Here is a 10478-nt window from a genome sequence, read left to right as displayed (position 1 = left end):
CAACCATTACTGACATGGGAGTTGCCAGACCCAGAGCACAAGGACAGGCTATGATTAATACAGCAATTGCATTTATAAAACCATAGACTAAGGCCGGTTCGGGACCAAATTTTGTCCAAACAAAAAATGTTATTACTGATATGATAACCACAATTGGCACAAAGTACTTGGAGATACTATCTGCTAATTTCTGAATTGGAGCTCGTGAACGACTGGCATCATTTACCATTTGCACGATTTGAGATAGCAAGGTTTCGGAACCTACTTTTTCGGCTATCATCACAAATGATTTGTTTCCGTTTATTGTTCCGGAAATTACGTTATCGCCTTTCTTTTTATCAACCGGTATTGGCTCACCAGTAATCATGGCTTCATCTATACTGCTTTCCCCATCGGTTATTTTACCGTCAACAGGAATTTTATCTCCGGGTTTTACTCTCAATAAATCGCCTTTTTTGATGTCGTGGATTGATATTACTTTATCACCGCCATCAATAACCAAAGTAGCTTCAGTTGGCGCAAGTTTTAATAATTCTTTGATAGCTCCGCTGGTTTGGCTGTGTGCCCTTGCTTCGAGTAATTGTCCTAACAAAACTAAAGTCAGAATAACTGTTGTTGCTTCAAAGTATAATAATACAGTTCCGTGTTCTGTTTTGAATTCACTTGGAAAAATATCCGGAAAAAACATTCCGACTAAACTAAATAAAAATGCCACTCCCGTTCCAATTCCGATGAGTGTGAACATATTCAGATTCCAAGTAATAATTGATTTCCAGGCGCGGACAAAAAATACCCAACAGGCATAAAAAACAACAGGAAGAGATAAAATAAGCTGTACCCAGTTCCATTTGTCCGCATCCATTAGTTGCAATAAAGGATTATTGTGTGCCATTTCAATCATGGCAATGGCGAAAATGGGAACTGTAAACACAACTGCTATTTTCATTTTCTTAACCAAATCTTTATAAGTCCTTTGGTCTCCGCTTTCGCTTGGTTCCATTGGTACTAAATCCATACCGCATATAGGACAGGAACCCGGAGTTTCACTAATTACTTCGGGATGCATTGGACAAGTATATAGTGTCTTGTTTACGGTTAGTTCAGGTGCTTTGACTAGATCCATTCCACACACAGGACAATCGCCCGCTTTGTCATAGACTTTTTCGCCTTCGCAATGCATTGGGCAATAATATTTACCAGCGGCGTTGGTTGGTATAACAGCCTCTTTTTTATAATTATGCTCATGAGTAGAACAACATGACTTTGCAGCGGATTCATTAGTTGTAGTATCTTCTGTAGTTTTATCATTGCTCATTTCTATGGTGTATTTTCCAACAGTCGTCAGTGCTTCCTGCAACTTTGATGTTGGAATGTGTTTGTCCATAGTAATTATGGCCACTGGTGGGCTTAATGAAACTTTTGCTTCAATACCATCAATAGTATTCAATGCTTTCTCGACTTTAGAGCGACAACCATCGCAAGTCATTCCGGTAATGCTGTAAGTATGTATCATTTTTTTATATTATTTTAATACAAATTTCTATCATAACTGCTTTTTGTATTTGCAAAATTTTGGGTTTGATTTGCAAGATTTATAAGTCTTCGATTTGCTTTCGTTTAATGGTTTTTATATTCTTAAAGTGTGTTGGTGAAAAGCCGGTTACTTTTTTGAATTGATTACTTAAATGTGAAACGCTACTATAGTTTAAAGAGTAAGCTATTTGGCTTAGGGATAATTCATCATAGATGATCAACTCTTTTACTTTCTCAATTTTCAGATTAATGAAGTATTTTTCAATTGTTGTGTTTTCTACTTCGGAAAAGAGGTTGCTCAAGGTATTATAGTCTTGGTGTAGCTCTTGGAATAGAAACTCGGATAGATTTGTTTTTAAATGATTGTTTTTATTTTGAACCAAATCAATAATCAATGTTTTAATCTTATCGATAGTTTTGCTTTTCCTATCATCAATCAAATCAAAGCCTACAGCATGAAGCTTTTTTAATAATTCGTTTTTTTGGATTTCCTGAATGTCATTTTTCAATTCAACTTCACCTAAATCAACTGAAACAGGATTGATGCCCATATTTTCAAATACAGATTTTACTACTATCTTGCAGCGGCTGCATACCATATTTTTAATGTGTAGCTTCATCATTGAGTTATTAAATTGTTTTTGCTATTTTATCCATGATCGAATGGTCTGTACCGAATTTGCAAATTGCATCACAATTGGTTCTTAGTTCTGAAAAGAGAATGTATTTAATATTCATTTTTGAATTTTTTATAACAGGTCTATTGAGTTGCTGAATGACATCTTTTTCGCGACTGTCAGGGATTATGATATAAAATACTTCATCACCATCAGAAATACTGAAATAAAGATCTGAAAGACGCAAAATCCCAGAGTAAATACTAGTGCTTTTTTCTACTTCAAATGCTCCGATAATGTTGTCAGTTCCTTTTTCAAACCATAAAACATCTATGAGTTTGATGGTGTTCTGAGTGTCTTTGTCACAAGGTAATTCAGGGAATTTATTTATAGAGATAAAAGAAAAATTTTGTCCGTTGAAAGCTTTGCTTTTATCATTACTTGCCGGTGTAACATCGAATCCTAATGATGCCCCAATTTTCAATAGATGGTATTGCATTTCACTATGCAGATTATCTTCTTTTTTTTCTTCGATAATTTCTTTTTGGCGTTTTACTATGTTTTTTTCGAATTTATGACGCTCTTCTTCACTCAGATAATCATCATTTCCTATTAGCATTTTTTGAGTCCCAATTTCAAAACACAATCCTGCGATTGCACCTAAATCATTGGATAGTTCCGATTTGAATTTTGAATTTGTTTCCAGTAGTGTCTCTCTAATTTTTAAGTATTCACTCCAGCTCCCCAATTTTTTTTTATCCTTGAATAAAAAATTAAAACCATTTACAATTGCCGTGTTGAAAGGAGGAAACCACGTTGGGTGCAAAAAATACAAAATACTGGCAACGGCCGGCCCCAATCCTTTGATGCGTAATTCGTCCAGTTTAACAATTTCTTTAAGTACCTGTTCTTCATTTTTTGCGTTAATACAATTTTCTAAGAATTGGCCAAAAGCAATTTTATTGGTTTGATTTTCATAGATATCAGGAATTCGGAGTTTTGGTTTCCAATAAAAAGGATGTGAAACCCCAACAAATACCTGTTTTTGCTCGGCAATGCAATTCAGTACAAATTCTAAGCTGCTATTTTTAAAATCGTTTGGGAATGATTTGTTTTTGATATCTTCAACAACCTGAATAATTCCGCGGCGGATAGTTCTGAATGCCTTTAACCGTTGGTCATTGTCAACAAACCAAGTATTATAAACACTCTCTGTATCGTTTTTGTATTGCTGTATTATTTGATTAAAATTGTTCATCCTTACTGTTTAAATTACATTTTCATGCCTTCCATCGGGTCGCTGCCTTTGCGGAATTTATATTCGCTATTGATGGCATAGGCTCCTGTTATCACTACTTTTTGACCATTGGCAATTTTTGTTTTGATTTCTATCAGTCCATTGGTTTCAATTCCTGTTTCTACCATTAGATTTTCATAAACTCCCGGTTTTTTTTCTACCCAGATGTAGGATGCGTTTTCTTCTCTAATTACTGCATCGGTAGGAATGTAGATTCCTTTACCGCCGGAAATCATCAATTTTGCAATGGCCTGCATTCCCGGTTTTAAAATTAGATTTTGATTTGGTATTTCAAACCGAATCAAAAGTAAACGGGTTTCCGGGTTTATTTCAGGATTGATAAATGAGATTTTAGCGCTTATTGATTTATCAGGGAAATCGACAAATGTTATTGTAGCAATTTGGCCTATTTTGAGGCTTTTGAAGTAGTTGATATTAACTTGTGTTTCAAGCCAGAGTTTATTCAAATCAGTTACTTTGATGATTGGTTCGCCTTCCATGATATAGCTTCCTTCAGCAGTACTTATTTCTGAAACTGTGCCGCTGACAGTGCTATAAAATGTGGTATATGGGGAAACATCTTTATTACTTTTAATATTCTCAATTTGAGTATTGGACAAACCATAGAATAAGAGTTTTTGTTTGGCGGCATTCATTATATTTTTTGCGTTTTTTCCAAAATTACCGGGCATTTCCAATTGTTTAAAGGCAGTATAATAGTCTTGTTTTGCTATTGCAATATCCTCACTGTATAATTGAAAGACAGGCTGGTTTTTGGATAGGTAATCACCAGTGGATTTGAAATATAATTTTTCAATTCTACCCATTGCTTTTGAAGAAAAGGTTTTAGATTTTTCTTGATTGAATGTTAAAACACCTGTGTAGTTTTGTTCTAAATTGTTTTGTGTTTGTCCTATAACTTGAGTTGTGATATTACCAAGTTGAATTTGTTGTTTACTTAAACTTATTTGGTTAACCTCACTATCATCCTGTTTTATGGGTGTTAACTCCATGTGGCAAATAGGACACTTGCCGGGTTTATCTTCTTTTACTTGAGGATCCATAGAACATGTATAAAAAGTAGTTTCTTTATTTTTATCATGTTGAGAGTGGTCTTCTTTTTTATTCTCATGCTGAGAATGGTCTTCTTTTTTAGAAGAATTACAAGCTGTAAATATTAGGGAAAGCAATAAAAAGATGCCTATTTGATTTAAATTTTTCATACTTACTCCGTTTTAATAAAGCTTTCGCTATCGATTAAATATTGTGCATTTTTTGCAATAGTATCACTAACAGAAATACCTTTAATGATTTGAATATAACCGTTCAGTTCAAACCCTGTTTTTACCGGTGTTGCTTTAAAACCATTGTGAGATTTAACAAAAACAATTTTTTTATTACCTGTACTTACCAATGCGTTTTTTTGTATCCAAAGACCGCTAATTGACCGTGTTTTTATAATACCTTGCAATCTCAAACCTATCGGCAATTTGAGTGTATTGTTGTTTAAATAAACCCTAATTCTATTGGTTTTGTCGGTAGCATTAAATTGTGTTTCAATAAAATTTATTTTCGCTTCTATTGATTCTTCAGCATTGAGTTCAGAAGTTATTTTAATGGCTTGATTGACTTCAATAAAACTGCTGCTTTCCTGAGTAATGTTGAATACTCCCCAAACTTTATCAGTATTTACTAATTTAAACACAACTTCTCCTTTTTTGACATAGTTTCCTTCTTTTAACTCAAGTTTTTCAGTACTGTTATTCATACTTTGCATTGCAGAATTTGATGGAGTAACCATTGTTTCTGACCCTATGACAATTCCATTAGAAGGACTGTAAATGGCTATTTTAGGATTGGCTTTTTTTGAATTAGCTAAAGCACTTATTTGATTTTGAGTCATACCGTAAAGCAACAACTTTTGTTTTGATGCCTCAATAATTGAGCTGTTATCAATATCATTTGAAAGTAAATAAATAAAGTTTTCTTGCTCAGTTAAAAGTTCAGGGCTATATAAATCAAATAATTTTTGTCCTTTATTAATTCGTTGGTATTTAAAATTCACATATATTTTTTCAATTCGGCCACTTATTTTTGCTGCAATATTTACCGCTGAATTTGGGTCATAAGCGACAGTGCCAGGAAGATTGATTTCACCACTTAAAGTTGAATCTATTGCTGTTATAGTTTGAAATTTACCCACTACAAAGTTATCTGTTGGCTTGATGACATTTTCAATATTATAATCTTCAATAGCATGATTGTCAATTACTTTTTTTACTAAAGTCATTCCGCAAATAGGGCAGTTTCCAGGTTTATCTCTAATAATTTGCGGATGCATTGAACAGGTATAGACAACGTTTTGATGAGAGCTTGCGTCATGTACTTCAGGTTTTATGACATAGAAATAAATAGCAGAACCGATTATTGCTATTATACCTAGAATCAAACCATATTTTATATACTTATTCATAGTTACTTAATTTCGAGTTGTTTTTCGATTTCGACCTGAGTGTTTAGTATGGACTGCAATTTGTCGAGAGCGTCCATTTGGGCCATGTTCAAAGCTTCCCATGCGTCTAAGACAATGAACAAATCACCAGTGTTATTTTGCCAAGCCAAAACGGCGGTATCATAATTTTTGCGCAATGAAGGGATGATGCTTTTTTCGGAGATATTGTATTGTTTATTGAGGTTAGAAAGCTCTGTATTCATGCCCGAAATCATTCCAACTGTTTCATTTAAAATCATTTGTTTTTGCCAATTGAGACTTTCATTTTTAATTTGAAAGCTACTGATATTGGCTTTGTTCATTTTTGTTGACCAAGGCATGGGGATAGTCATCATGCCCATTAGTGAGAATTGCTGTGGCTGTTGTCCAAAAGCAAACATGTGGTCATATTTAACTCCAAATTCGGGTAGAAATTTTGATTTTTCTGCATCAATTTTCAGTTGGTTTACTTCCATGGTTCTTTTGATGGCATTTATATCACTTCTGTTTTTGGAAATTGATGAGGTGTCCAATAGTTGTGAATTGTATTCCTTTAGTTCGAATGCTTCTTCAATTTCAAACACCATATTTTTATCTCTTGACATTAGAGTGTTGAGCATAATTCTTTTTTGTGAAATATCATTCTGAAGCATTATAATCATACTTTCTAACTCATTATATTGAGATTTTGCTTTATAATAAGTGGGGAGTTTATCCATATTGTACTGGTATCTTATTTCCATGCTTTTTATCATGTAGTTTAAGAGTAGTAAATTATCATTGGCTACTTTGACTTTTTTATTTAGTACAAGCCATTGATAATAATTTGTCTTGGCTATGGCATAAAGCTGATTTAGAGTGTAATTTTTGTTTTCTTTTTCAACAGACGACATGGCGCTCATGTACTTGTATTCAGCATTTTGCTTTTTGGCATTGGGAATCATTTGTGAGACTCCAATCATATAACTGCCCATGCCAGGACTCATATCATCTGCTTTCCACATTTTGGTATTGTAGGGCGTCATAAAAAAACCGGTTTCTACTTGAGGTGCCATCCAGCTTTTAGCCCCTTTTGCAGCAGCATCCATACTTTGGATATCGGCATCATACATTTTTAGCTGCGGATTATCGGTTTTGATTGTGCTCAAGATATTATCCAGTGAAACAATCTGTGCATTAGCAATTGTAAAGCTTAAAATCAAAAAGCTTATAACGATATAATATTTATTCTTTAACATCTATAAGTTCTATTTTGCCTTTAGTTTTTAATTCGTGAAGTTTCACCATTTCAAAAACAATAGGAGTTACTAATAATACGTAAATTGTAGAAGTAATTGTCCCACCAATAAGCGGAACTGTGATAGGTAGCATCACATCGGCACCAGTCCCCGTTGCCCAAAGTATTGGAATAAGACCAAACAAAGAAACCGAAACCGTCATTAATTTTGGTCTCAATCTTTTGGCTGAACCATCGACGATATATTGTTTCAAGATGTCTTCAGTAATGGTTTGTGAACTGTTCCCATATTTTTCGACCATTTTGTTCATCGATTCATTCAAGTAAATAGTCATCAACATTGCTGTTTCAATGGCCATTCCGAAGAGGGCAATAAAACCAACTGCAACTGCAACAGATAAATTAATTCCATAAAAGTAGACCATAAAAACACCACCAATTAAAGCAAAAGGTACTGTTATCATAGTAATTAGAGATTCTTTCATGGAGTGGTAAGTAAAATATAAAATAAGGAAGATAATTATCACCACAATTGGTAGTATGATGCTTAGCGTTTTATTGGCTCTCAACTGATTTTCCCACTGGCCACTCCATTCAATGTAATATCCTTTTGGCATTTTAGACATCATTGAATTTAATTTTTTCTGAGCTTCTTTCACAGTACTACCTAAATCTCGATCACGTACATTAAACAGCACACTTCCCCGAAGCATGGCATTTTCGCTATTTATCATAGGCGGCCCATCGCTTATTTTTACCTCTGCAATGGTTTCTAAAGGAATTGGGCCATATTGCATCGTTTGGACTTGCAATTTTTTCAGTGCATCAATACTGTTTCTATATTCTTGTGCATATCTTGCATTTACAGAGAAGCGTTGTCGTCCTTCAATTGTAGTTGTCAGTTTCATTCCTCCGATAGCTGCTTCAACAACTGCATTAATATCGTCAATTGAAAGGCCGTATCGTCCCAACATTTCCCTTTTGGCTTCAATATCGATGTATCTTCCGCCGGTAATTGGCTCTGCATATAAATCTTTTACACCCGAAGTACCTTCGAGTGCTTTTTTGATTTTTTGAGATAGTGCATTAATAGTATCTAAACTTTCTCCGTAAACCTTAATCCCAACATCGGTTCGGATACCGGTAGAAAGCATGTTAATTCTGTTAATGATAGGTTGTGTAAAGCCGTTGGTTACTCCCGGAATTTGAAGTTTATTATTTATTTCGGTTATAATATCATTTTTTGTTTTGCCTTCTCTCCATTCACTTTGAGGTTTTAATAAAATGATGGTTTCAATCATGCTGATAGGGCTATTATCTGTAGCTGTATTGGCTCTACCGGCTTTCCCTAATACGTGGTCTACTTCGGGAATTGATTTTATCAGCTTATCCTGAACCTGCAATATTCTTTTTACTTCTGAGTTAGAAACATCGGGCAAAGTAACCGGCATGAAAAGTACAGAACCTTCATCCAACGGTGGCATAAACTCTGAACCTAAGCGAGTAAACATCACTAAACCAATTAGTAAAGCGACTATATTAATTCCTAAAACCATTTTTCTCCATTTCAGACAAAAAACTAAAATTGGAGTATATATACTTTCTAGTTTTTTATTGATTGGGTTTTTATTCTCAGGGCGAAGTTTGCCTTTTAATAAAAAGCTTATAAGCACCGGTGTGAGTGTAATGGCTAAAAATGCATCAACAATAAGAATGAATGATTTAGTCCAAGCCAAAGGGCTAAACAACTTTCCTTCCATACCTGTGAGTAAAAAAACCGGTAGAAAAGAAGCAATTACGATTAGTGTTGAGTAAAAAACACCCGGACCTACTAACTTTGATGACTTTTCAATTAGTTGAAGTTTTTCATCAGAGGATAAAGGGTCATGTTCCTTTTTAAATAAATTTTTAATTTTTTCTATCATAATACCAACTTACTTGTTATCAATCATTTCTTCCTGTTTCTCTGAGATTGTCCTATAGGCGTTTTCAACCATTACAATACCATCATCCACAACAACTCCAATAGCCAGTGCAATACCGGTTAATGACATAATGTTAGAAGAAATACCAAAAGCCTCAAGCAGTATAAAACCAATTGCAACTGATATAGGAAGTTGAATTAAGATTATAAGTGCACTTCTCCAATGGAATAGAAAAATTAAGATAACGATTGAAACTGCTATCATTTCTTCTATCAGGGTTCCTTTGACAGATTCAATAGCTTTTTCGATTAACTCGCTTCTGTCATATGAAGTTTTAAATTTCACTCCTTCAGGCAATCCTTTCTCAACCTCTTTCATTTTTGCTTTGACCGCTTTGATGACTTCATCGGCATTTTCGCCATAACGCATTACTACAATGCCGCCCACAACTTCACCGGTTCCGTTTTGGTCAAAAATACCAAGGCGTAAGTCTCCGCCCATTTGTACAGAGCCAATATCTTTTATCTTGACAGGGATAGAATTGTAATTTTTTATTGAAATATCCTCTACATCCTTACGGTTCTTTATGTAACCCAAACCTCTGATGATATATGACATATTACTCATTTCAAACTTTCGGCCACCAACATCATTGTTATTCGCTTTCACAGCATCCATTACTTCCATCATGCTGACGTTATAATACTGCATTTTTAGTGGGTCTAAAACCAATTGATATTGTTTTTCAAAACCTCCGAATGAAGCGACTTCTGCAACACCGGGAACGGTTTGCAGGGCAAATTTTACATACCAATCCTGTAAGGCTCGTTGTTCCCCAAGATCCATCCCGTTAGCTTCCAAATGATACCAAAAAATGTGACCAACTCCGGTACCATCGGGTCCTAAAGATGGCACTACATTTTGTGGTAATAAACGTTGCGCATAGTTTAGTCTTTCTAATACCCGTGTTCTTGCCCAATAAACATCAACATCATCTTCGAAAATTATGTAGACAAAACTCATCCCAAACATAGAGGCTCCGCGAATGTTTTTGACTTTAGGGATTCCTTGCAAGTTTGATACTAAAGGGTAAGTTACCTGAGCTTCTATAACCTGTGGGCTTCGACCCATCCACTCCGTAAAAACAATGACTTGATTTTCGGATAAATCAGGGATGGCATCTATAGGATTTTGTTTCACGCTATAGATTCCCCATGCAAATAAACAAGCCGAAACAAGTAGCACAATTGCTCTGTTTCTGAGTGAGAATGTAATTAGTTTTTCTACCATTTTTTTGTCTTTTTTCTTCCTTTTAAATAAAATTAATCAATTGAGTTCTTTTACATTATGATATATATCACATATTCAAAATATAGGA

At 34.5% G+C, this 10478-nt stretch carries 6 protein-coding genes and 1 pseudogene; all 7 read right to left on the bottom strand.

Features of this window, described 5'->3' with window-relative positions; all coding sequences use genetic code 11:
* The coding region (locus tag P1K33_RS11875) for an HAD-IC family P-type ATPase (RefSeq protein WP_284653190.1) at positions 1 to 1513 on the bottom strand (1513 nt) is incomplete at its 3' end.
* Positions 1514 to 1592: 79 nt separating this feature from the next.
* The gene (locus tag P1K33_RS11870; protein WP_026726771.1) at positions 1593 to 2153 is read right to left on the bottom strand and encodes a helix-turn-helix domain-containing protein; all 561 of its coding nucleotides are present in this window, start codon (positions 2151 to 2153) and stop codon (positions 1593 to 1595) included.
* A gap of 10 nt (positions 2154 to 2163) precedes the next feature.
* On the bottom strand, positions 2164 to 3408 hold the full coding sequence (locus P1K33_RS11865; protein WP_026726772.1) for a type II restriction enzyme NmeDI-related protein: 1245 nt from the start codon (positions 3406 to 3408) through the stop codon (positions 2164 to 2166).
* 14 nt (positions 3409 to 3422) lie between these two features.
* Complete coding sequence (locus P1K33_RS11860) at positions 3423 to 4670, bottom strand: efflux RND transporter periplasmic adaptor subunit (protein ID WP_284653189.1); 1248 nt, start codon at positions 4668 to 4670, stop codon at positions 3423 to 3425.
* A gap of 2 nt (positions 4671 to 4672) precedes the next feature.
* Entirely contained in the window at positions 4673 to 5920 is a 1248-nt protein-coding gene (locus tag P1K33_RS11855; RefSeq protein WP_026704795.1) for a heavy metal-binding domain-containing protein, read from the bottom strand.
* A gap of 2 nt (positions 5921 to 5922) precedes the next feature.
* The gene (locus P1K33_RS11850) at positions 5923 to 7176 is read right to left on the bottom strand and encodes a TolC family protein (RefSeq protein WP_188601431.1); all 1254 of its coding nucleotides are present in this window, start codon (positions 7174 to 7176) and stop codon (positions 5923 to 5925) included.
* Positions 7163 to 10390 (bottom strand): annotated as a pseudogene (locus P1K33_RS11845) (efflux RND transporter permease subunit). The gene P1K33_RS11850 and the pseudogene P1K33_RS11845 overlap by 14 nt, the downstream one beginning before the upstream one ends.
* Positions 10391 to 10478: the final 88 nt, after the last annotated feature.

It is taken from the genome of Flavobacterium terrisoli, from assembly GCF_030167905.1.
Lineage (GTDB): Bacteria > Bacteroidota > Bacteroidia > Flavobacteriales > Flavobacteriaceae > Flavobacterium > Flavobacterium terrisoli.
The sequence above is the reverse complement of the archived record's forward strand: the minus strand, read 5'-3'. Positions and strand labels throughout refer to the sequence as shown.